Origin of the sequence: Desulfosarcina widdelii (genome assembly GCF_009688965.1) — a bacterium.
Taxonomy (GTDB): Bacteria; Desulfobacterota; Desulfobacteria; order Desulfobacterales; family Desulfosarcinaceae; genus Desulfosarcina; species Desulfosarcina widdelii.
In genome coordinates this window covers 2,148,843-2,172,533 of the sequence record NZ_AP021875.1, presented here as the reverse complement: position 1 = coordinate 2,172,533, position 23,691 = coordinate 2,148,843, and the positions used below count along the sequence as shown (strand labels likewise).

Here is a 23,691-nt window from a genome sequence, read left to right as displayed (position 1 = left end):
TCGGCGTTACGCGTATCCTTCGTCACTACGGCGTACCCTTAAGTACGCTGCCTTCGGCACCCGCGATGGCGGTATTCTCAGGATGGAACATAAATGGAACGATCAAGAACGCCGAACATTGAACATCGAACGCTAAACATCGAATGGCGAGATCATTCCACCACCTCAATAACGGCGCAACACCTTGTTCAAAATTCGATGTTGGACGTTCGATGTTGGACGTTCATTTCATCAGATGTTCAACGTTCTTCTATTCGTCTGTGTTGGCCTTCTCCTGGGCATCGGTAAGCGTGAGTTTGAGCCTCAAGGAGAGTTCGTCCAACTGAGCCTTGGCCGCTTCCGACGGTGCGTTGGTGAGCAGGCAGGCCGCCCGCTGGGTTTTGGGGAAGGCGATGACGTCGCGGATGGACGGTTCGGCGCACAGCAGCATGACCAGACGATCGAACCCGAAGGCGATGCCGCCGTGGGGCGGTGCCCCGGACTCCAGGGCGTCCAGCAGAAAGCCGAATTTTTCCCGGTAATCCTGCGGCTGCATGCCCAGGGCTGCAAAGACCCGCTGCTGCAGGTCCATGTCGTGTATACGGATACTGCCGCCGCCCACTTCGAAACCGTTGAGCACCAGGTCGTAGGCCCTGGAACGAACGGCCAGCGGATCGGTTTCCAGCTTGTCGTAGTCCTCTTCCAAAGGGGCGGTGAAGGGGTGATGGAGCGCCTGGTAGCGTTTTTCCGTCTCGTCGTATTCGAACATGGGAAATTGGGTGATCCAGACGAAATTGAAGGCGTTTTCGTCGATCAGACCCAGCTTTTTTCCTATATGGTTGCGCAGATGGCCTAAGGCCTCGTTGGTGACTTTGGGCTGGTCGGCCACGAAAAAGACCAGGTCTCCCGGGGCCATGTCGATGCGTTCGGCCAGTTTGGCCTTCTCCTCGTCGGTAAAGAATTTGGCGATGGGAGACTGCCAGGCATCCTCGCGCACCTTGATCCAGGCCAGGCCCTTGGCCCGGTAGACCGCCACGAATTCGGTGAGGTCGTCGATCTCCTTTCGAGAAAAGTCGATGCACCCTTTGGCGTTGAGGGCTTTGACGATACCGCCTTTTTTAACCACACTGGAAAAGACCTTGAACCCGGAAGTCTCCACGATGTCGGAGACATCGGCCAGTTCCAGCCCGAAGCGGGTGTCGGGCTTGTCCAGGCCATAGCGGTCCATGGCTTCGGCATAGGTCAGCCGGGGAAAGGGAAGGCCCAGGGATCGGCCCGGGACTTCGTCGAACAGGTTGGCCATCATGCCTTCGCTGATCGCCATGAGGTCTTCTTCTCCCACAAAGGACATCTCCATATCGATCTGGGTGAATTCGGGCTGGCGATCGGCCCGCAGGTCCTCGTCCCGAAAGCAGCGCACGATCTGGTAGTAGCGGTCGAATCCGGAGATCATCAACAACTGCTTGAACAACTGCGGCGACTGGGGCAGGGCATAGAACTGCCCGGCATTGACCCGGCTGGGGACCAGGTAGTCCCGGGCGCCTTCTGGTGTGCTTTTGGTGAGCACCGGTGTTTCGATGTCGAGAAATCCGTTGGCGTTGAGAAAATTTCTCACAGACGCGCCGGCCTTGTGCCGGGTAATGATATTGCGCTGCAAAGGCGGGCGGCGCAGGTCCAGGTGCCTGTTTTTCAGGCGGATGGCCTCGGAGACGTCAACCTTGTCCTCGATCAGGAAGGGTGGCGTTTTGGCCGCATTGAGAATTTTCAGTTTGTCCACCAGTACCTCGATTTCGCCGGTGGGCAGCTTGGGGTTGACCATGCCGTCGGGGCGCGGCTCCACCTTGCCGCGAACGCCTAATACGTATTCGCTGCGAATGGCGTGGGCTTTGGCATGCACCTCCGGATTGATTTCCGGATTGAAAACTACCTGGGTAATTCCCTCGCGGTCGCGAAGGTCGATGAAAATCACCCCGCCGTGGTCCCGCCGCCGCAGGACCCAGCCCATCAGGACGACTTCCTGCCCCATATCTTTGGCACTCAAGGCGTTGCAGTGATGGGTTCTTCTCATGTCGCCGAGAATATCAGCCAATGGAATGCTCCTTTCGAACAGCAATTTAAAATTATATTAGGTGTCGGTTCAGGCGAACGTCTGAATCAGCTTTTCAACGATGCCCTCGATGGGAATTTCGACCTGGGTCTTGTCGGCCATGTTCCGCAGCACCGCGTTGCCGGCCTGCAACTCGCTTTCTCCAACGATCAGCACCTGTCCGGCACCCTGGCGGTTGGCCTGCTTCATCTGGGCCTTGAGGCTTTTTTCGCCGTATTCCATGGCAATGCCAATCCCCGCGGTTCCCAGCGTGGTGGCCCATTGGAAGGCTTTGGCCCGCGCCGTTTCGCCGAGGGCGGCGATGAACAGTTGCGGGGGGCGGACGGCCACCGGCGATGTGGCCGCAACAATTTCCGCCAGGCGGTCGAAACCGATGGCGAATCCGATGGCCGGGATCTCGGGGCCCCCCAAGGATCCGACCAGTCCGTCGTAGCGTCCCCCGCCGGCCACGGCACTCTGGGCGCCTAAAGCTCCGGTCTGAATTTCGAAAGCGGTGCGGGTGTAGTAGTCCAGTCCGCGGACCAACTGTTTGTCCACTTCGAAAGGTACGCCCAGTTGGGCCAATGTATCCGTGACCGTGGCAAAATGCGCGCGGCAATCGTCACACAGGTAGTCGATGATCGAAGGCGCCCCTTGCATGGCCTCCCGGCATCCGGGGACCTTGCAGTCCAGAACCCGCATCGGATTACGGTCTTTGCGGCGCAGGCAGTCGCTGCACAAAACGGGTGCCGCGGCGTCCAGGAGGCCGGTCAGGGCTTCCTTAAAGCGGGGACGACAGACAGGGCAGCCCAGGGAATTGACATGGGCCGTGGTGTCGGTCACTTCTAAACGTTCGAATAAGGTGCGCAGCAAAAGGATCAACTCCACATCCGCGAAAGGCGCGGCCACGCCGAAAATTTCCGCATCGATCTGGTAAAATTGGCGGTAGCGGCCTTTCTGGGGCCGTTCGCGCCGAAACATGGGGCCGATGGTGTAGAATTTGCGGACCGGGTCCTGGGCGTACATCTTGTGCTGGATGTAAGACCGGCAGATGGATGCCGTGGCTTCGGGTCGCAGGGTCAACAGATCCTTCCCGCGGTCGGTAAAGGTGTACATCTCCTTTTCCACGATATCCGTATCTTCCCCGATGCTGCGGGCGAACAGGTTGGTTTTTTCCATGATGGGGATGCGGATCTCGCGGTAACCGAAATCTTCGAACAGGTCGATGGCCGTGCGTTCGATGTGCTGCCACAGTTCGGTTTCGCCGGGCAGAATGTCTTTGAACCCACGGATCAGTTGGATGCTGGGTTGACTCATTGGTTTAACGCCTTTTACTGATTCGTCATCTATGCGTAAACGAAAACATTTATCCCAGGCCCTTGGAGATAGTCAATAGTATTTTACACATGGCGCCATGGCTGATCGGCAGCCCCAGAGCCGGGACACCGTCCGACCGGTCCGCTTGGAAGGTTTAAAAAATTCTTGCATTTAGCGGCTTTTGGACCCGCTGCTAGTGTTGACACCGACCCTGATTTTAGATAGTCTAAGCCTCCCGTTCCCACAGTGAAATCTAAACTCCAATCAGGATGGCGCTATGATCATCGGGCTGGACGTCGGCGGTACCCATACGGATGTGGTCCTTCTCGGGCAGGAAGGGCTGGTGCGACAGATCAAGGTGCCCACCAATCCGGTGGACCTGTTTGCCACCGTGCTGAAGGGCCTGGAACAGATTACCGAAGGCATCGATCCCGATCAAATCCGCCGGGCGGTACTGTCCACCACCCTGGCCACCAACCGCGTCGTGCAGCAGCGAATTCCGGAAGTGGGCATGATCGTTTCTTCCGGGCCGGGAATGGACCCCGAACTGTTCCGCACGGGCGAGCACTACTTCCCCGTGGCCGGTGCCATTGATCACCGGGGACGCGAAGTGGCTCCCATCGATGCCGATCAGGTAAGTGCGGTGGCCGAGGAGATGAAGAAAAAAGGCATCCGTCACGTGGGAGTGGTCTCCAAATTCTCCACCCGCAATCCGGCCCACGAACTGGCCATCGGCGAGCAGATCGGCGATCAGTTCGAAAAGGTGTTTTTAGGGCATCGCGTTGCCGGTCTGCTCAACTTTCCGCGCCGCATAGCCACGACTTTTTTAAATGCAGCCATCTATCCCATCCACAAGGAATTTTTTGAAGCCGTCCTTAACTCGCTGGCCCAGAAAGGGCTCAAGGTGCCCATCCGCATTCTTAAGCCCGACGGCGGCAATATGCGTTTCGAAGCCTCCATCGACCATCCGGCCCAGACCATCCTTTCCGGCCCGGCGGCCAGCGTGATGGGGTCGGTCGCTTTTGCTCCAAAAGATGAAGAGTGCCTGGTGCTGGATATCGGCGGCACCACCACGGATATGGCGGTGTTGGTCAACGGCGTGCCGCTGCTGGATCCGTTGGGGATCAGCATCGGCGACCACAAGACCCTGATCCGTTCGCTGGATACGATTTCCATCGGTATCGGCGGAGACAGCGCCGTGCGGGTCGTGGACGGACGGATTCACATTGGTCCCGATCGCCTGGGGGTAGCCATGGCTTACGGCGGACCGGTGCCGACGCCTACGGATGCCATCTTTTTGCTGGGACTCGGCGAAAACGGCGACCTGGACAAGGCGAAGGAAGGGATGCAGACGATCGCGGACGCTCTGGGGACCGACGTTCAGGATGCGGCCGAACGGGTTTTCGAACAGGCCTGCCGGACGATTCTGAAAGAAGCCGATCGCATGATCGCGCGCATCAATGCCAAGCCGGTCTATACGGTTCACGAACTTTGGGAAGGCAGTCGCCTGCAACCCCGCTATATTCTGGTGCTGGGCGGACCGGCCCCCTGGTTTGCCAAAGGACTGGAGCGTTTCAGCGACAACCGGGTCAAGGTGGTTCCCCGCTGGACGGTGGCCAATGCCATCGGCGCGGGCCTGGCCCGCACCACCTGCGAAGTGGCCCTTTTTGCCGATACGGAGCGGGAAATCGCGGCCGCACCGGAAGAGAATTTCACGCAGCCCATTCCTTCGAACTACAGCCAGGAAGATGCCGTGAACGACGCCCTCGATTTGTTGCGCCGCAAGGCCATTGCCAGGGGTGCCAACCCCGACCACCTGGAACTGGAAGTCATCGAGGCCATGTCCTTTAATATGGTGCGCGGTTTTTACACCACCGGAAAAAACATCCGGGTGAGGGCCCAGGTCAAGCCGGGGCTGATTCACGGTTATGATCCAGTCACCGAGAAGTTTACGGACAATCGTTTTGTATGAGAGAGGACCGGGGAAAAGTGATCAGTGAACGGTGAACCTTGAATGGAAACAACCCAAAACCATAAACGCCAAACCCCAAACCAACAAACCAGGACCCGCTATGCTGCGCGCCAAAAACAAAATCGGACTGGTCTTCTTCCCCGCCTTTGACTGGGCCATCAGTCCAACCCACCCTGAGCGGGAAGAACGGCTGCTTTACACCCAGGACCAGGTGTTCGAAGAGGGCATTCTCGATATTGAAGGCATCGTCGAATACAAGCCCGACCTGGTGACCAAAAAAGATGTGCAGCGGGTCCATTTTTGCGTACCGGACCTGTGGGCCGTCATGACCGAATCCCATTTCATCAGTGCCGGCGGGGCCAAGACCGTCGCCATGGCGGTGATGGACAAGAAGGTGCAGCACGGATTCGCCCTGGTGCGGCCGCCGGGCCACCATGCCAACCGCGTGGTCCATGGTTCCAGGGGATTTTGCAACGTCAATATCGAAGCGATCATGATCGAGTACATGCGCCAGGCTTACGGCATCAAGCGGGTGGCCATCGTCGATACGGATTGCCACCACGGTGACGGAACCCAGGACATCTACTGGCACGACCCGGACACCCTCTTCATTTCCATCCACCAGGATGGCCGCACACTGTATCCCGGATCAGGTTTCCTCAGTGAACTGGGTGGACCCAATGCGGCGGGTACCACCATCAACATCCCGCTGCCGCCCAACACCTCCGAAGAGGGAATCCTGCATGCCATTTCCGAAGTGGTGTTGCCCATCCTGGACGAATTCCAGCCGGAGGTCATCGTCAACTCCGCCGGGCAGGACAACCATTACTCGGATCCCATTACCAACATGAATTTCTCGGCCCAGGGCTACGCCCGGCTCACCGACATGCTCAAACCCGACATCGCGGTACTGGAGGGCGGCTACGCCATCGAAGGCGCGCTGCCCTATGTGAATGCCGGCATCATCTTGGCCATGGCCGGGATGGATTTCAGCCATCTCAAAGAGCCTGATTACAATCCGGCCCGGGTTCGCCAGGCCCCCGAGGTGACCCGCTGGGTGGAAAAGACATGCGACAAGGTGCTGGAAAACTGGCAGCAGCGGCGCTACCTGGGAGAGATGTATCGGGCGGATTACACGTTCATCGACCGGGACCGCAATATTTACTACGATACGGACAACATCCACGAGCATCAAAAGGAGACGGTGCGGGTCTGCGACAACTGCGGCGGTGCCCTGAGAATCGACTCCGCCGCCCGGGGGAAAAAGCATGTGCTGGCCGTTCACATTCCCCGCAACGCCTGTGCGGCCTGCCAGAGCCAGGGGCGAGACTGGTACGAGGAGGCCGACGTCGCCGCCTATGACAAGGTTTATCTCCAGGATCGAGCCCGGGATGTGATCGAGGAGAAAAGCCAGACACCGCAATGACGTTTTTCACGGGAAACGAAGACCAGAGACGCGGCCCTTCCTGCAAAAGCGCCATGGCCCTTCGCCGACAAGCCGACATCCAATCCAACCTTCATTTGCGGGCCCGTGCGATCGACGCCGTGCGGGCCTTTTTTGTCCGGGAGGGTTTTCTGGAGGTAGAAACCCCCATACGGATTCCCGCACCGGCACCGGAAGCCCACATCGATGCTCAGGAATCGGGAGACTGGTTCCTGCACACCTCGCCGGAACTGTGCATGAAACGATTGCTGACCGCCGGTTGCGAGCGGATCTTCCAGATCTGCCGCTGTTTTCGCAAAGGCGAACGCGGCGGTCGTCATCTTCCGGAAATGACCCTGCTGGAATGGTATGCCACGGGTTGGGATTATCTGGACCTGATGCGCCAGTGCGAGGAATTGATCGGCTTTGTGTTAGGCCGCCTGGACCGCAGCCCCCGATTGGTTTACCAGGGCCATGCCGTGGATCTCTCTCCTCCCTGGGAGCGTCTCACCGTGGATGCGGCCTTCCGGCGTTTCGGGGGGATGACCGCCGGTCAGGCTCTGGAACGCGATTGTTTCGACGAAGTCATGGGCATCGATATCGAACCGCAGCTCGGCTTGGCAAGGCCGGTATTCCTCTACGATTACCCGGCCGCCTGCGGCGCCCTGGCGCGGCGTAAACCGGAAGATCCATCGGTTGCCGAACGGTTCGAACTATATATTGCAGGGCTGGAATTGTGCAACGCCTTCAGCGAGCTGACCGACGCGAAAGAGCAACGTGAGCGCTTTGCCGCCGAAAATTGTACCCGCGAAAAGCTGGGGCGCAGTGCCTACCCCCCCGCCGAACCCTTTTTACGGGACCTTGCGTGCATGCCGCCGGCCGCCGGCAATGCCTTGGGGTTGGACCGGCTGGTGATGCTGCTTGCCGATGCGGCCTCCATCGATGGGGTCGTGGCGTTTACGCCGGAAGAGTTGTAACGGCTTTGTAAAAGCGTTTTCAAGTCCTGACAAAAATTTCTATTATAAAACGATACGAAGTGACATCCATATCCGATTTTAAACGATTGGCTCAAGGAAAATGACAGAATAAAAAAGCGGTAGTTTGGACAAAGGGAACTTTTTCAAGTACGGTTAAAAATAAAAATGCAGGCCTGTTAAAAGACCTGCATTTTTATTTCCAGGAAGCTTATGAACGAGTCCTGAAATCGAAATCGCTGCATTCAGGTTATATCTGCTTCAAAGATATCCCCGATTTGGTTTTACGGACGACAAACTTGTCGCCTTCTTTAAAACCCATTTCGTCGATCAATGCTTTTGAAATCACCGCACTGCCTGTTTTTCTGATCACCACTTCCTTACTCGTATTGGCTTTGGCTTTGCCACGACCGGTTTTAACTTCCGGAACTTTGCCAGCGTTCATATATGCATCGAGCAGATACGATTTAAACTGCGCCGCAGTGTTGAACTTGAACGCCTTCATGATCTCTTTCTGGTTTTTTCCGCTTTCAGCCATTTTGATTAATTTGTCCCCATCCACTTTCTTTTTAGCTGGCATTCGTGTCTCCTTTTTAATAGATAAATGATGAATGGTAAGTTGTGTTTCTCCATTATTAACACTATGAAAAAAAAATCAAGGTATAACTTAAAAAAGGGATTATTATATTTTCGAAAGCAATCATTTCAGGTGAGTTTGATGCAAAAAAGAAACATAAAAGTGAGCACTTTATTATCTGAAATTGATATTCACAGAACAAAACGCTTCAAATTTATTCGAACGCAATAACCGATCTTTATATTCGGATTTTGAGCACGGCAAGAAGAGACCGCGACGCTATCCGAATTGGTATCTGCGACAATATTGACATACTGCGACGGGTGTGGCACGATTTCATTTCGCTTTATTGAACCATACGGGGTGTCAAGGAGGCCCATGCAATCCGATCACTGCAGCCTGGAAACCATGTCCTACCGGGCGATTGTCGATGCCATTCCGGATATGATCATCCGCATCGGACGCGACCATGTGTTCCGCAGTTTCGAAGGCCAGGTGAGTGAACTCTACCTGCCGGCGGAAGATTACCTGGGCAAACGCATCGAAGATGTCATGCCGGAATCCACCGCATCCCGTTTCGTCTTTACACTCGAATCGGCCTTCGAAAGCGGTCTGGTGCAATCCATCGACTACACGCTGATCTTTGGTCAGAAGAACTGTTTTTACGAAGCCCGGCTGGTGAGATGTACCGCCGACGAAGTCATTGCCATTGTCAGGAACGTCACCCGGGAAAAGGAAATTGCCGAGCAGCTAAACGAATACCAGTTCCATCTCGAGCACCAGGTGGAAAAGCGCAGTAAGGACCTCTCGGCCGCCGAAAACCGCTACCGCAATATCTTCCGCCATTCCGGCGCGCCCGCGGTGATCGTCGAACAGGATTTTACCATATCCATGGCCAACCCCAAGTTCGAGGAACTCACCGGATTCTCCTGCCGGGAGATCGAAAAACGGATGAAATGGACCGACTTCGTCCATCCCAGCGACCGCAAGATGGTCACCCGGTACCATTTTGCCAGACGATCTGAGGAAGGCGCCGCGCCCGCCGAATACGAGTGCCGGATTCTCGACCGCAACCAAATGGTTAAATTCACCTTCATCAAGGTCGGGATGCTGGGCGAGACCGGACGCAGCATCACCTCGATTATCGACATTACCCGCCTGAAACAGACCGAACTGGAACTGCGGGACCGGGAAACACGTTACAGCGCCATCCTGGAGGGCTACGAAGGGTCCGTCTATTTTATCGACCGGGACTATCGCATTCGCTTCATGAACGAAAACCTGATCCGCAGCATCGGCGAAGATGCCACGGGGCGGCCCTGCTACGAAGCCCTTCACGGAAGATCGTCACCCTGTTTGTGGTGTGTGGCCGAGCAGGTTTTCGAGGGCCGGCGGGTCCGCTTCGAGATGAAAAATCCCAAGGACAAACGCTGGTACTACAGCATCAACGTGCCGGTGCAACTGTCGGACCGCTCGGTGTACTGCCAGGCCATGATCGCCGATATCGACGAGCGCAAGCGCATGGAAGAGGCGCTGCGCGACAGCGAAGCCCACCTTCGCGAGGAGAATATCCGCCTGCGCAGCACCATCGAGGAAAGGCAGCGCTTCGGCGACATCGTGGGCAAGAGCCCGGCCATGCAGGAGATCTATGAATTGATGCTCATGGCCGCCTCGTCGGACACCAATATCATCCTGTACGGCGAGTCGGGCACCGGCAAGGAGCTGGTCGCCCGGGCCATCCACAGTATGAGTGCCCGGCAGAACCACGCCTTCGTTCCGGTCAACTGCGGCGCGATTCCCGAGAATCTGCTGGAAAGCGAATTCTTCGGCCATAAAAAAGGCGCCTTCACCGGTGCCGATGCGGACAAACAGGGGCTGCTGGACGAGGCCGACAAGGGCTGCCTGTTTCTCGACGAGATCGGGGAGATCAAGCCGGACCTTCAGGTGAAGCTGCTGCGGGCCATCGAAGGCGGCGGGTATACGCCCGTGGGGGGCAGTAGGGTGCGAAAGCCCGATTTTCGAATCATTGCGGCCACCAGCCGCAACCTGACCGAGCTGGTCAAGACGGGACAGATGCGCAGCGACTTTTTTTACCGGGTGCACGTGATTCCCATTCATCTGCCGCCGCTGAGAAAACGCAAGGAGGACATCCCGCTGCTGGTCGATCATTTCCTAAAGGCCTACGACCGCAAAATCAGGCCGACCCTGACCGGCAGAATCATGGATACCCTGATGAACTACCATTGGCCGGGGAACGTACGCGAACTTCAGAACGTGCTGTACCGGTTCGTGACCCTTAAGCGGCTGGATCTTGCCGGCAGTACCTCCCTTGCACCCGTTGAACCGCCGGAGGAAACGGCCGTCAACGGTGCCATGGCCCTGCCCGAGGCCGTGGCAGCCTACGAAAAGCGCCACATCGCCGCCGCGCTGGCCGAAAATCGCTGGAACCGGACCCGGACCGCCAGGGCCCTGGGCATCGGCCTTAGAACCCTTCAAAGAAAGATGAAAGCCCACGGGATCGGCTGATTCACGCCATGTATGTCACAAAAGGCGCGTACCGCGTCAATTGTGACGTACCATCTAAAAACGCTGTGATAAAAACAGGTTGAATCTGTAATGTGGCTGCCCATGCCAGAAGTGGCACGGTTGGGCGATGTCGGCAAAGCGGGGGAAAATGGGTCCAATGCGATGTCCGCCATTTTTTTTCGATGATAATTCAACGCATTAAAAATTGATAAGACGCTTGTCCCAATGCGTGGCACGGTCATTGTAAAACCTGAGGTAGAATTCGAAAAACAATTGCTATCTCAGGAGGAAACCATGATTGCACCCAGAGTCGCCACACCATACGATCAGAATCCGGCCCGAATCGCCCTGGTACTGAAAGACCGCCGCAAGCAGGCCAGAAAGAAAAACCCCACGATTTATCGGGTGATGATTTCCTTCGGCTTGATGGCCTTGTACGCGGCCCATTATTTTGTCGGTTAGATTCGGCAAGCACGGTTCACCTAAGGTTCCGTTTATTTTTGGTGCTCGATGATTATGTTGTCTTCGTAATGCCCGGCGACGGGCAGACCACGTCAAGACACCATACGATCACCCAATAAAAAACCGGGAGGTGAACTATGAGCCGAACGACTGCAAAAGATATCAAAAGCTGTTATATGGACTGTCAATCCGCATACGATGCGTGCATGCGCGGCAAAGAGCATGAATCCGTATGCCAGATGAAAAACAACCAGTGTGCCTGCGGATGTAAAGTCGCATAGGTTTTTTCCGTCAGCAAATGGGCGATGGATGAAGCCGATGGGATCGCGATCTGCTGGATCCACGCACGATGAAGTAATAAAATGGGGGCGCCGGAATTCCGGCGCCCCCATTCTTGTCTGTCGTATTCTTTCGAACGCAGGTAACCGTCAGAATTGCTCCTCCTCAGTGCTGCCGGACATGGCGCCCACAGAGGAGACTCCGCCGCTGATGGTGTCTATCAACCGGTCGAAATAGCCGGCGCCCACGAATTTCTGATGGGTGGTAGCCATATAGCCGTCCTCCTTGCCGAAGCGGAACTCCTCTTCCTGAAAGTGGGAGTAAGCCAGCATGCCGGTCTTGCGATAGTTCAGGGCCAGATCGAACATTCCCAGGTTCAGGGCGTGGAAGCCGGCCAGGGTGACGAACTGGAACTTGTAGCCCATGGCCCCCAGCTCCTTCTGGAATCCGGCGATGGTGGCGTCGTCCAGATTGGCCTTCCAGTTGAAGGAGGGAGAGCAGTTATAGGCCAGCAGCTTGCCGGGAAACTTCTCATGGATTCCCTCGGCGAAGCGGCGGGCCTGATCCAGATCCGGCTTGGAGGTTTCGCACCAGACCAGATCCGCATAGGGCGCGTAGGCCAACCCACGGGCGATGGCGGATTCGACTCCGTTTTCGATGTAGAAAAAGCCCTCGCTGGATCGGGGCTGATCAAGGATAAACGGCCGGTCGCGCTCGTCGATGTCGCTGGTAATCAGCTTGGCCGCATCGGCATCGGTGCGGGCCACTACAATTGTGGGCACCCCGCAGACATCGGCGGCCATGCGGGCGGCCACCAGCTTGGCCACGGCCTCCTGGGTGGGTACCAGCACCTTGCCGCCCATGTGGCCGCATTTCTTGGCCGAGGAGAGCTGGTCTTCGAAGTGCACTCCGGCGGCGCCGGCTTCGATCATCTGCTTCATCAACTCAAAGGCGTTGAGCGGCCCGCCGAAACCGGCCTCGGCGTCGGCCACGATGGGGGCGAACCAGTAGGGGCCGTTTTTGCGGCCGTCCAGCACCTGGACCTGGTCGGCCCGCCGCAGGGCGTTGTTGATGCGTCGCACCACCGCCGGAACGCTGTTGGAGGGGTAAAGGCTCTGGTCCGGGTACATCTCGCCGGCCAGGTTGGCGTCGGCAGCCACCTGCCAGCCGCTCAGGTAGATGGCCTTCAGGCCGGCCTCCACCTGCTGCACCGCCTGGTTGCCGGTCAAGGCCCCCAAAGCCGGTACGTAATCTTCGTGGTTGATCAGGTACCACAGGCGTTTGGCACCGATCTTGGCAAAGGTGTACTCGATTTTCAGGTTGCCCCGCAGTTTGAGCACGTCTTCGGCGGTGTAGGGGCGAACCACCCCTTTCCAACGGGGATCGTTGGCCCAATGGGCTTCCAGTTCCTCGCGTTCGTCGGGCACCACTTCATGGCAGGTCAGTCGGTCACAGATCTCTTCGGCTTTTTCTTCGATTGTTTTCATTTATCCTCCCTCGATATGAGTGGTTGACTCGGATTGCAATCCGATAAAAGAGCTATCCCTCAAGGTGGTCGTAGGCCTTGAGCGTCAGAAATTCTGCCAGGGTATCGGCGGTGATAATCTCCTCGAAAAGCTTGGCGGCCTGTCTGTATGCAACCCTGCGAAAGTTCTCGGACCCCACCTCCGACTCGATTTTTTCCATTTCTTCTTCCAGCATGGCGCGAAACAGATCCGGTGTGATGGCTCTGCCGTCGTCCAAAGCGGCCTCGGCGTGAACCCACTGCCAGAGCTGGGCTCGTGAGATCTCGGCTGTGGCTGCATCCTCCATGAGGTGATACAGGGGCACGCATCCCAGCCCCGAAAGCCAATTGGCCATATACTGGATTCCCACGCTGATGTTGGTGCGCATGCCGTCTTCTGTAATGCTGCCCGCGGGCAGTTTGAGTAGATCCGCCGCAGATACGGCTACATCGTCCCTTAAGCGGTCAATCTGGTTTGGGGTGGGCATGGCCTTGTCGAACTCCTCTTTGGCGATGGCAACCAGACCGGGATGGGCCACCCAGGTGCCGTCGTGGCCGTCGGTGGCCTCACGGGTCTTGTCCGCCCGGACCTTGTCCAGGGCTTCGCGGTTTTTCTCCGGATCGTTTTTGATGGGAATCTGGGCGGCCATGCCGCCGATGGCATGGGCCCCCCGGCGATGGCAGGTCCGGATGGCCAACAGGGAGTAGGACCGCATGCAGTGGCGGGTCATGGTGATCTGGGCCCGGTCCGGGAAGAGGTAGTCGGGAACGTTTTTAAAGCGTTTGATGAAGCTGAAAATGTAGTCCCACCGTCCGCAGTTGAGCCCGGCGCTGTGCTCTTTGAGTTCGTAGAGAATTTCGTCCATTTCGAAGGCGGCCAGGATGGTTTCGATCAACACCGTGGCTTTTATGGTGCCTGTGGGGATGTCCAGGGCCTTTTGCGCGGCAACGAAAACGTCGTTCCACAGGCGCGCTTCATTGTGGCTTTCCATCTTGGGCAGGTAAAAGTAGGGGCCGCTACCGCGGGCCAGCAGATTTTTGGCGTTATGGAAGAAGAACAGGCCGAAGTCGAACAGGCTGCCCGAAACCGGCTGCCCGTCGAGGGTGACATGTTTTTCCACCAGGTGCCAGCCGCGGGGCCGCACGATGAGGGTGGCGGTCTGATCGTTGAGGCGATACTTTTTACCCTCGGGGCTGGTGAATTCGATGGTTCGGCCGATGGCGTCGCGCAGGTTGATCTGGCCGTCGATGGTGGCCGCCCAGGTGGGGCTGTGGCTGTCCTCGAAGTCGGCCATGTAAGTTTTGGCCCCGGAGTTGAGGGCATTGATTACCATCTTGCGGTCCACGGGACCGGTAATTTCCACCCGGCGGTCGGCAAGGTCCCCGGGCACCGGGGCCACCTGCCAGTCTCCTTCGCGGATCGATCGGGTTTCAGGCAGAAAGTCCGGCATGCGGCCGGCGTCGATTTCGGCCTGCCGCTTTTCCCGTTGGGCCAGAAGCTCGCGCCGGCGGGCTTCGAACTGCCGGCAAAGCGATTCTATAAAGGCCAGGGCCTTCGGGGTCAATATTTCTGCATGGGAATCGGGTACCGGTGCGTGAATGACAAGACCGCTGTTGGACGGGGTGTCGCTCATATAGAGTCCTCCTTTTTGCTGACGAAAGGTTGTCGAGACGGTTGGTGGAGCGGCATCCGTTGCGGACAACCTGAAAATGAGTAAAGTCGAAGTGGATCTGTTAAGAATGAGAAATGGCTGCCGGTGAGAACTTAGTCAGCCGGTTTTTATTGGCGGCGCCCGGACGGGATCGGTTCAACCGGCCGGTTTTTCCGCCCGATTTCGTCCGGGTGAGTGCGCTGGATTGGCAACAAGATAATGCACGGTGAAGCAATGTAAACCCCAACGTTGCAAAAGCAGGAGCGATTCAGGACCAAAGCGACCCGGGGCTAAAGGGGTTTCTGCAAAGGGGTCAACCGGTAGCGGGGCGGATACGGCCGGATGTGGCGCAAGGCGCCCGACCGGATTTCTTTTTGAACGGATATCCAGAAGGCCGGCTCCAACAGATCGGTATGGCTGTACAGAAACTGCTCCCGGTACTCGGCCGACAATCCCAAGAAACGGGAGAACTCTTCCGGAAAGACGTCGTTTTCATCCACCGTGTACCAGGGTTCGTCGGCTATCTCTTCCATGTACGACCGGGCTTTGGGAATTTTGCGGAACCGGCAGTCGGTCAGCGGTACGATTTCGTCGTAGTCGTAGAAGACCACCCTCCCATGGCGGGTGACGCCGAAGTTTTTCAGCAGCATGTCGCCGGCGAAAATATTGGCAAAGGCCAGATCCTTGATGGCGTTGCCGAAATCGACAACCGCTGCCGCTGCCTTATCCGTGCTGACTTCTTGAAGATAAATGTCCAGAGGCGTAACCCGGCGTTCCAGGTAGGCATGGTCGATGATGACCCGCTGGCCTCTTATGTGAACCGTCTGTCCCGCTTCGGCGGTCAGATGGTCCAGCAGATCTTCGGAAAACCAGCAGCGGTCAAAGTCCAGCCCTTCGAAGGCATGGGCTTCGATGAGCCGTCCCGCCCGGTAATGGCTGAATACGAAATCGTATTGCTGCATCACTTTTTCGGCGGTGGTTTTTTTGGGGTTGTCGAAACGGTCGCGAATCACCTTGGCCACCATTCCGAAACCGGCCATGTCGAAAACCGCCATGACCATGCCCGGTTTGCCAGGCGCGATGGAAAACAGTTCCTCGGTGCACTGGGCCGTATGCCGGATAACTTCACGATAGATCAGGGTTTTGCTGTGTTTGAAGAATCCCATGGCCGAGTAGAATTCGGCTTCGGGCTTGGCGGGCAGGATGGACCGCAAAAACGCCACCAACTGGCCGGGACGCTTCACATCGACTTTAAAGGCCGAGCGGGTGTAGGAGAAAACCACGCTGGCCGCGTCGGCGTCCATCAGCACGGCATCGACGACCACACCGCCAGGTGGATGCAAAAGTGCCATGACCAGCGGGAGAACCTGCCCTTCGGCCAGAATGCGGCCGATAAGATAAGCGCCCTGTCCCCGGTAGAAAACCGGGCGGAGTATTTCGATATTGGCCGTCGGGATGTGGATCTGCGTATTCTGAAGGCGAGCTTCGATGCGCGCTGCAACTTGTGGAAAGGACTGTTTCAGGCCTGTCCGGTTCCAGGCAAGTTCTGCGAAATCCTTCAGGAGCCGATCGATTGCCGGTGCGATCCCGTCGGCAAGGGCATAGGCCTGGTGAACAGGGTCGGCGGAAAGCTGAGGCGAATCGGCGCAGTCGTTCTGCACGAATTCGATCCGGCGGTTCACGCCGATGGTGCCCAGGATGCGGCGAGTGACCGAATTGAAAAAGGTCTGGGCCAGTTCCCGGTCTTCACGGCCGGCAATTCGCGCGGCATAGTCGATCCTGGCTTCGGCCCACAGGCTGGTTTCCGCGACCCGCATGTTCAGGATACGGCGGATGTCGCCTTCGACCCGCTGGACGCTGGCCGCGTAAAGGTTCAGCCGCTCGGTAGTGTCCGATCGGATCTGCGCCCATTGGCGGCTGTTAAACAGGTCGGAAGCCCGCTGAGTGATTTGTCGGAAACGTTCCTGGTGGTCGCAAAAGTTCTCCAGGATCGTTGCGGCGCAGTGTTGTGCCAGGGGTTGGGCGGGCATCCGGCCTCCTTTTTGCCGATTTAAACATTCACGGGAGCGGTCGATAAAGAAAATAATGCAGTCCGGACCCGAAGGCAAACGGCCTATCGGTTTTCCGAGGCTGCTGACGTTGACTTGACCGGCGGCTCGCGTATGATGCCGAATGCAGCCGGCTGTTGCGGCCGCGGTCTTTTGTTGGCCGGCCGGCAGATCGATGGGATGCATCGACTTTAATAAGAAGGGATGGGAAATGATCTATATCGTTCTAGGATTGATCGGGGCCGTCGCCGGGAGCTTCTATCTATATGGGCGGGGCGATTTTCTGCTGGGGGGCACCATCGGCCTGCTGGCGGCTGCGGCCATCAATCAGCGCAACCGGATGCTGGCCCTGGAAAAGCGCCTGAAGGCTGTGGAGATGCAGCGGTCGGAGCAAACGTCGGATGCCGGTATTGCGCAGTCGGCCCCTGAGGCCCGCGCGGCTGACGCACCCAACGCACCCGCAAAGCCTGAGACACCCGCAACGGCTCCCTTTGTCAAGCTGCCCCTGGACGCGAAGCAAGAATCATTGGCAGCCGACGATATACCCTCCCTGGAAATCGAGCTGGCCGATGCGCCTCCGGACGACATCCAACCTCCCAAAAAACCGCCGATTGTCGAGTCGCCGGAACCGCCGTCGCCCGGCCTTGGCGATTCCATCCGGGGCTTTCTTTTCGGCGGCAATCTCATGGTGCGGGTCGGTGTGGTGGTGCTGCTTTTCGGTTTCGCCTTCCTGGTGAAATATGCCGCGGCCCGCGACATGGTGCCGCTGGAGATCCGCCTGGCGGCCGCGTTTGTTGCCGGAATCGGCCTGCTGATCCTGGGCTGGCGGCTGCGCGGTTCGCGATTCGGCTATGCCGTGGCCCTTCAGGGCGGCGGCATCGGCGTAATGTATCTGACCCTGTTCGCCGCCGCCCGGCTGTTTCACATGGTGCCCCTGACACTTACCTTCGGCGTCATGGTGGGGCTGGTGGTCTTTTCCGGCATGCTGGCGGTGCTGCAAAATGCCGCTTCCATGGCCGTGCTGGGCGCCGCCGGCGGCTTCATGGCCCCGGTGCTGCTTTCCACGGGAACGGGCAGCCACGTCATGCTCTTCGCCTATTATGCCGTGCTCAATGCCGGCATCTGCGGCATCGCCTGGTTCAGGGCCTGGCGCTGGCTCAACCTGTTGGGGTTCGTCTTCACCTTCGGCATCGGCTCCGCCTGGGGGCTGGAGTACTACCGCCCCCGCCATTTTGCCACCACCGAACCGTTTCTGGTTTTGTTTTTCCTTTTTTACCTGTTCATGGCCGTGCTGTTCGCCCTGCGGCAGCCGCCCCGACTGAAGGGGTATGTGGACGGCACCCTGGTTTTCGGCATGCCCCTGGTGGTGTTCAGCCTGCAGGTGGGGATGGTCAAAAATATGGAGTTCGGCCTGGCCCTGAGCGCCGTGGCCATGGGCCTGGTCTATACCGGCCTGGCAACGGCCCTGTGGCGGCGGCGCCATGCGGAGATAGGCCCGCTGGTGGAGGCGTTTTTGGCCCTGGGGGTGATTTTCGGCAGCTTGGCCATCCCCTTGGCCCTGTCCGGAAGCTGGACGGCAGTGGCCTGGAGCCTGGAAGGGGCCGGCCTGGTCTGGATCGGGGTGCGCCAGCGACGTTGGACTGCCCGGGGATTCGGATTTTTGCTTCAAATCGGGTCTGGCGTCCTTTTTTTCATGGGTACCGGCAGCGGCGGCGGGAATGCCGCCGTGATCGACAGCCGCCTGCTGGGCGGCATATTGATAGGCCTCTCGGGGCTGTTCAGCGCCTGGATTCTGGAACGCTGGCAGGATCGGCTGCACCGCATCGAAAGACCCATTGCCGCCCTGATGTTGACCTGGGGCCTGCTCTGGTGGTTCGGTACGGGACTGCACGAGATCGATCGCCGGTTGAGCCGTCGCCACGAATTGAGCGCCGCTCTGGCATTTTTCGGTGTCAGCGCCCTGGCTATGGGCTTTTTGTACCGCCGCATCGATTGGAAAATGCTGCGCTGGCCCGCTTTGGGCCTTCTGCCGATCATGGGGGCGTTTGCCGCGGCCTTGACCCACCGCCACAATTTCAGGCATCCTTTCCAGGATTGGTGGCTGATTGTATGGCCGGTCTTGTTTGCCATTCACCTCTTTCTGCTGCGATGCATGGAAGTGGGCTGGAAGGACAAGATCGCGCAGGTCTGGCATGTGGCTGGCGTTTTGCTGGCGCTGGCTTTGGTTTCCTGGGAGGCGGGCTGGCTGCTGGACCGGCTGGCCGCAGGTGCGCCTGTCTGGTCTTTTCTGGCCTGGGGGGCCGTTCCCTCCCTTGCCGCTGTCGCCCTGATGCGGCTGCGCGGGCGTACTGCCTGGCCCTTCGGCCAGTGGGCGGCGGCCTACCACGGATGGCTGCCGTTTTTGCTGGTCGTCTGGCTGCTTGCCTGGACTGTGGCCGCTACGGTCCAAAACGGCGATCCCCGGCCGCTGCCCTACCTGCCGTTGCTCAATCCATTGGACATCGTGCAGGTCATCGCCCTGCTGGTGGCTTGCTTCTGGGTGCTGAGAACGGCAAAAGAACCAACAGCGCCGGCGGCCGAACTGCCGGCAACCGTCTTATGGGGCGCTGTGGCGACGGGCGGCTTTCTCTGGCTCACCGCTTCCGTGGCTCGCTGTGTTCACCACTTTGGCGAAATTGCCTATCAAGGCCACGCCCTGTTTCATTCCGACCTGTTCCACGCGGCCATTTCCGTACTTTGGGGATTGCTGTCGCTGGGATGCATGGTCACGGCCAACCGCTTTAAGCAGCGTGCACTCTGGTTTGCCGGCGCCGGCCTGCTGGCCGTGGTGGTGGTCAAGTTGTTCGTTGTGGACCTGTCGGGATCGGGAACCGTCTCCCGGATCGTATCCTTTCTGGCGGTTGGCGGCCTGATGCTGGTGGTGGGATATTTTACCCCCTTGCCTCCGCTGCAATCGAAAGGAGAAGAATCATGAAAAGATGGCTGTGGGTGTTGCTGGCGGTGGTTCTGGTGCCGTGCGCCGTTTCGGCAAAGATGCAAATGAACGATTTTGCCTACGGCGTCCGGGTCCAATTGCCGGAGGGAACGGCCATCGCCGCCATGGACCTGCCCGGGCAGGTGTATCGGGACGCTTTTCGCAAGGATCTTGGTGATCTACGCGTCTTCAATGCCGCCGGCGAGCCGGTGCCCCACATGATCCGCTACGCCCGGACCCGGGATGCCGAGCCGCCCTGGCGTTCGCTGGCGTTTTTCCCCGTTTCCGACCCCCCGGCTTCCGAGGCCGGCGGTTATCGGGTTCACGTGCGTACCGGACCGGACGGGGCCATTGTCCAAATCGATCCCCAGTTAACCCCTTCACCGTCACAAGCCGTGCGGACCTATCTCATCGACCTGAGCCCCCTGCGGCGCAGCCTGGCCCGGCTACAGCTGGAATGGCCGCAACTGGACAAGAACTGGATGTCGACCGTCGGGATCGATGCCAGCGACGATCTGGCCGCATGGACCCCGGTGCAGCCCCGTGCGACCGTTGCCGATATCCGATACGGCGGTCATCGCCTGCTGCGCAATGTCATTGAATTGGATCGCACCGCCAAACGATACCTGCGCCTGCGTCAACTCGATTCGGGGCCGGCCATTCGCCCGGTTCGCATCCTGGGACGGATTCATCAGGAGGGCAGTAAGGCCATTCGGGCCGTGCGCAAGGTCGAGGGAAGGCCGCTGCCCGATTCGCCGGGTGTTTTCGAATATCGGACCGCCGGCGCTTTTCCGGTGGACCGGGTGAACCTGATTTTCGACCAGGCCAACAGCATGGCCGAGGCCCTGCTGGAATCGCGCGGTGATGCCAACGGCAACTGGAAAAGGCGCACCCGGGGCCTGTTCTATCGGATCGACCTGGATGGGACGTCCCTGGTCAGCGATCCACTGTCCGTTTCCATGACCATGGACCGGAATTGGCGGTTGACCGTCGATGATCCGGAAAGCACCATCGGCAGGAGCATCCCCCGCCTGGAAATCTCCTACCGTCCCCACGACCTCTTTTTTATCGCCAGGGGCAACGGGCCGTTTACCATCGCCTTCGGCAGCGCCCGGGCCGTGCCCCTGAAAGTCAATGTGGCCGCCCTGTTCGAGGGCATCGGCCGGCGGCACGAACAGGGGATCGAACGCTGGGTAACGCCGGAGAAAGCAAAAATTATTCTGGGCGGCCCCCGGCGCCTTTCGCCGGAGCCCAAACCGGTGCCGACCCGCCGCATCGTGTTGTGGTCGATCCTGCTGCTCGGGGTGCTGGTGGTGGCCGCCATGGCCTGGCATCTGGCGCGGCGCATGGTGAGGTGATCAGCGTTCACAGATTTCTATTGACTTATGGGACCCCCTCATAAGAAATTGCCTTTTCGATTGACCTGTTATTGATTGAAAAAACCAGCGGGAAAGCAGAACCAATGAAACCGATCAACATCGCCATCTTAGGATGCGGCACGGTGGGAACAGGAGTGGCCCGCCTGCTGCTGGAAAACGCGGACATCCTCAAAGACCGCGTCGGCTGTGACCTCAACCTGAAATATGTTGCGGACATCGACACTGAAACCGACCGGGGCATCGCTTTTGCCCCTGGCGTGATGATCCCCGATGCGGCCAAGGCCATCGCCGACCCGGAGGTGGACATCGTGGTGGAAACCATCGGCGGCGAGGGAATCGCCAAGCAGATGATGCTCGACGCCATCGCCGCAGGCAAGCACGTGGTCACGGCCAACAAGGCCCTGCTGGCCAAGCACGGCAATGCCATCATCTCGGCCGCCACCGAAAAGGGCGTGGATCTGGCCTACGAGGCCAGTGTGGGCGGCTGTATGCCCATCATCAAAACGGTGCGCGAATCGCTGGTGGGAAACCGCATCAGCGCCATGACCGGAATTCTCAACGGCACCTGCAACTATATCCTCTCCAAGATTACCGACGAAGGCGTGGTGTTCGAAAAGGCTCTGGCCGAGGCCCAGGCCAAGGGCTATGCCGAGGCCGATCCCACCCTGGATGTGGAAGGATTTGACGCGGCCCACAAGCTGGCCATCCTGGCGGCCCTGGCTTTCGGCATGCAGATCAATTTCGACGATGTCTACATCGAAGGGATCTCGCGGATCACGCCCATGGACATCGAGTTTGCCGCCCAATTCGGCTACCGCATCAAACTGCTGGCCATCACTAAGTTCGACGGCCAGGCAGTGGAGGCCCGCGTGCATCCCACCATGATCCCCTTCGACAACATGCTCTCCAACGTCAACGGAACGCTCAACGCCATCAGCGTGTCCGGCGATGCGGTGGGAGACATCCTGCTCTACGGCCACGGGGCGGGGATGATGCCTACGGCCAGTGCGGTGGTGTCGGACATCGCCGATATCGCCAGGAACCTGGCCTCCAACGGCGCCGGCCGGGTACCGGTGCTGGGATTCCAGACCGACAAGGTCCGCGCCATCCCCGTGAGGCCCATGGACGACATCGTCACCAACTACTATTTCCGCTTCGATGCCATGGATCGGCCCGGTGTCCTGGCCGCCATTGCCGGAATTTTAGGAAAATACGCCATCAGCCTCAAATATGTCCACCAGAAGGGGCGCAAAACCAACGGTTCGGTTCCGGTGGTTATGCTCACCCATCACGCCCGGGAAAAGGACGTCAGGCGAGCGCTTTCCGAAATCAGCGCTTTGGATGTAGTTGCGGGCGAGCCGATGGTGGTGAGGATAGAAGATCAAAACGGCCACTGAAAAAAGGAAAAACATGGATATCATCTGCTCCGACCTGGAAGGGGTTTTCGTACCGGAAATCTGGATCAACGTGGCCGAGCGCACCGGCATCGAAGAACTGCGTCTCACCACCCGCGACATCTCCGACTACGACGTGCTGATGAAGCGGCGCCTGTCCATCCTGGATACCAACGGGCTCAAGCTCAAGGACATTACCGACGTTATCGCCACCATGAATCCGCTGCCCGGCGCCCGGGAATTTCTCGACGGGTTGCGGGCACGCACCCAGGTGATCATCGTCTCCGACACCTACGTCGAATTCGCCCGGCCACTGATGGAGAAGTTGGGCTGGCCCACCCTGTTGTGCCACAGCCTGACCATCGACGACAGCGGGGCCATTGCCGGCTATACCCTGCGCCAGAAGGACGGCAAGCGCAAGGTGGTGCAGGCCTTCAAATCCCTGAACTACCGGGTCGTGGCCATGGGTGACTCTTACAACGATGTCACCATGCTCAAGGAAGCCGATAAAGGCATCCTCTTTCGTCCGCCCCAGAATGTGATCGACGAGTTTCCCCAGTTTGCGGTGACGACGAATTACGAGGAGTTGCAGGCGGTGTTGGATGGGGAATTGGAGGTTCAGTGAACGGCCAGCAAGCTGAAAGCTCAAAGGTGAAAGTTCAGAGCGAACAGCCAACCGCGAAACCAGAAACTGAAAACCAGGAATCATGAACGCGATATCCCACGCAACCTCATACCGTGTCATTTACGGCGACACGGATACCATGGGCGTCGTCTACCACGCCAATTACCTGCGCTGGTTCGAGATCGGCCGCACCGAACTGTTCCGCCATCTGGGGCTGCCTTACCAGAAGATTGAGGACCAGGGACTGATGTTGCCCGTTTCCGAAGTCAAGTGCAAATATATCACCCCTGCGCGCTACGACGACATCATCATCATCAACGCGACCCTCAATACGGAGTTCCGGGCCGGTATGCAGTTCGACTACACCATCACCAGCAAGGACGGCTCCGTCACCCACACCACCGGCTACACCCGGCATGCCTTTATCAACAAGCAGGGCAAGGTCGTGCGTCCGCCGGCGTTTATTCGGGAGTTGATAGAAAAGGCCGGCGGTCAGTGATCAGTGAACTGTAAGGCTTTA

At 58.4% G+C, this 23,691-nt stretch carries 16 protein-coding genes; 10 read left to right on the top strand and 6 right to left on the bottom strand.

Features of this window, described 5'->3' with window-relative positions; genetic code table 11:
- Nucleotides 1-250 precede the first annotated feature (250 nt).
- A complete protein-coding gene (gene aspS / locus GN111_RS10185; protein WP_155303657.1) occupies nt 251-2,068 on the bottom strand; it encodes an aspartate--tRNA ligase in 1,818 nt (605 codons plus the stop codon).
- A 48-nt stretch (nt 2,069-2,116) separates the two neighbouring features.
- Nucleotides 2,117-3,382 carry a histidine--tRNA ligase gene (hisS, locus tag GN111_RS10180; protein WP_155303656.1) on the bottom strand — a complete coding sequence of 422 codons (1,266 nt, stop codon included), beginning with the start codon at nt 3,380-3,382 and terminating at the stop codon, nt 2,117-2,119.
- A 277-nt stretch (nt 3,383-3,659) separates the two neighbouring features.
- On the opposite strand from hisS, the gene GN111_RS10175 reads away from it, so the two are divergent.
- The 3 genes from GN111_RS10175 (at nt 3,660) to epmA (ending at nt 7,754) form a co-directional block, all read left to right on the top strand.
- Nucleotides 3,660-5,354: a hydantoinase/oxoprolinase family protein gene (locus GN111_RS10175; RefSeq protein ID WP_155303655.1), complete on the top strand. Its 1,695-nt coding sequence runs from the start codon at nt 3,660-3,662 to the stop codon at nt 5,352-5,354.
- Between the two features lie 100 nt (nt 5,355-5,454).
- Nucleotides 5,455-6,780, top strand: a complete 1,326-nt coding sequence (locus GN111_RS10170) for a histone deacetylase family protein (protein WP_155303654.1) — start codon at nt 5,455-5,457, stop codon at nt 6,778-6,780.
- Nucleotides 6,777-7,754 (top strand): EF-P lysine aminoacylase EpmA, encoded by a 978-nt coding sequence (gene epmA, locus GN111_RS10165; protein WP_231715713.1) that lies wholly within the window; start codon nt 6,777-6,779, stop codon nt 7,752-7,754. The genes GN111_RS10170 and epmA overlap by 4 nt, the downstream gene beginning before the upstream one ends.
- Nucleotides 7,755-8,001: 247 nt before the next feature.
- Here epmA and GN111_RS10160 read toward each other — a convergent pair whose 3' ends face one another.
- The gene (locus GN111_RS10160; protein ID WP_155303653.1) at nt 8,002-8,331 is read right to left on the bottom strand and encodes a hypothetical protein; all 330 of its coding nucleotides are present in this window, start codon (nt 8,329-8,331) and stop codon (nt 8,002-8,004) included.
- Between the two features lie 375 nt (nt 8,332-8,706).
- Here GN111_RS10160 and GN111_RS10155 point away from each other — a divergent pair, with 375 nt between their 5' ends.
- Nucleotides 8,707-10,854: a sigma 54-interacting transcriptional regulator gene (locus GN111_RS10155; RefSeq protein ID WP_155303652.1), complete on the top strand. Its 2,148-nt coding sequence runs from the start codon at nt 8,707-8,709 to the stop codon at nt 10,852-10,854.
- Nucleotides 10,855-11,148: 294 nt separating this feature from the next.
- Entirely contained in the window at nt 11,149-11,316 is a 168-nt protein-coding gene (locus tag GN111_RS10150) for a hypothetical protein (RefSeq protein ID WP_155303651.1), read from the top strand.
- A gap of 428 nt (nt 11,317-11,744) precedes the next feature.
- On the opposite strand, the gene aceA is transcribed toward GN111_RS10150, so the two are convergent.
- The 3 genes from aceA to aceK form a co-directional block, all read right to left on the bottom strand.
- Nucleotides 11,745-13,082 carry an isocitrate lyase gene (gene aceA / locus GN111_RS10145; RefSeq protein WP_155303650.1) on the bottom strand — a complete coding sequence of 446 codons (1,338 nt, stop codon included), beginning with the start codon at nt 13,080-13,082 and terminating at the stop codon, nt 11,745-11,747.
- 52 nt (nt 13,083-13,134) lie between these two features.
- Nucleotides 13,135-14,733 carry a malate synthase A gene (gene aceB / locus GN111_RS10140; RefSeq protein WP_155303649.1) on the bottom strand — a complete coding sequence of 533 codons (1,599 nt, stop codon included), beginning with the start codon at nt 14,731-14,733 and terminating at the stop codon, nt 13,135-13,137.
- Nucleotides 14,734-15,041: 308 nt separating this feature from the next.
- Nucleotides 15,042-16,781 (bottom strand): bifunctional isocitrate dehydrogenase kinase/phosphatase, encoded by a 1,740-nt coding sequence (gene aceK / locus GN111_RS10135; protein ID WP_170302209.1) that lies wholly within the window; start codon nt 16,779-16,781, stop codon nt 15,042-15,044.
- Nucleotides 16,782-17,010: 229 nt separating this feature from the next.
- On the opposite strand from aceK, the gene GN111_RS10130 reads away from it, so the two are divergent.
- The 5 genes from GN111_RS10130 (at nt 17,011) to GN111_RS10110 (ending at nt 23,670) form a co-directional block, all read left to right on the top strand.
- Nucleotides 17,011-19,773 carry a DUF2339 domain-containing protein gene (locus GN111_RS10130; protein ID WP_170302208.1) on the top strand — a complete coding sequence of 921 codons (2,763 nt, stop codon included), beginning with the start codon at nt 17,011-17,013 and terminating at the stop codon, nt 19,771-19,773.
- Nucleotides 19,770-21,131, top strand: a complete 1,362-nt coding sequence (locus GN111_RS10125) for a DUF3999 domain-containing protein (protein ID WP_155303646.1) — start codon at nt 19,770-19,772, stop codon at nt 21,129-21,131. Before GN111_RS10130 ends, GN111_RS10125 begins: the two co-directional genes overlap by 4 nt.
- Nucleotides 21,132-21,235: 104 nt before the next feature.
- A complete protein-coding gene (locus tag GN111_RS10120; protein WP_155303645.1) occupies nt 21,236-22,549 on the top strand; it encodes a homoserine dehydrogenase in 1,314 nt (437 codons plus the stop codon).
- Nucleotides 22,550-22,562: 13 nt separating this feature from the next.
- Nucleotides 22,563-23,171 carry a bifunctional phosphoserine phosphatase/homoserine phosphotransferase ThrH gene (thrH, locus tag GN111_RS10115; protein ID WP_155303644.1) on the top strand — a complete coding sequence of 203 codons (609 nt, stop codon included), beginning with the start codon at nt 22,563-22,565 and terminating at the stop codon, nt 23,169-23,171.
- 82 nt (nt 23,172-23,253) lie between these two features.
- Nucleotides 23,254-23,670 (top strand): acyl-CoA thioesterase, encoded by a 417-nt coding sequence (locus GN111_RS10110; RefSeq protein ID WP_155303643.1) that lies wholly within the window; start codon nt 23,254-23,256, stop codon nt 23,668-23,670.
- Nucleotides 23,671-23,691: the final 21 nt, after the last annotated feature.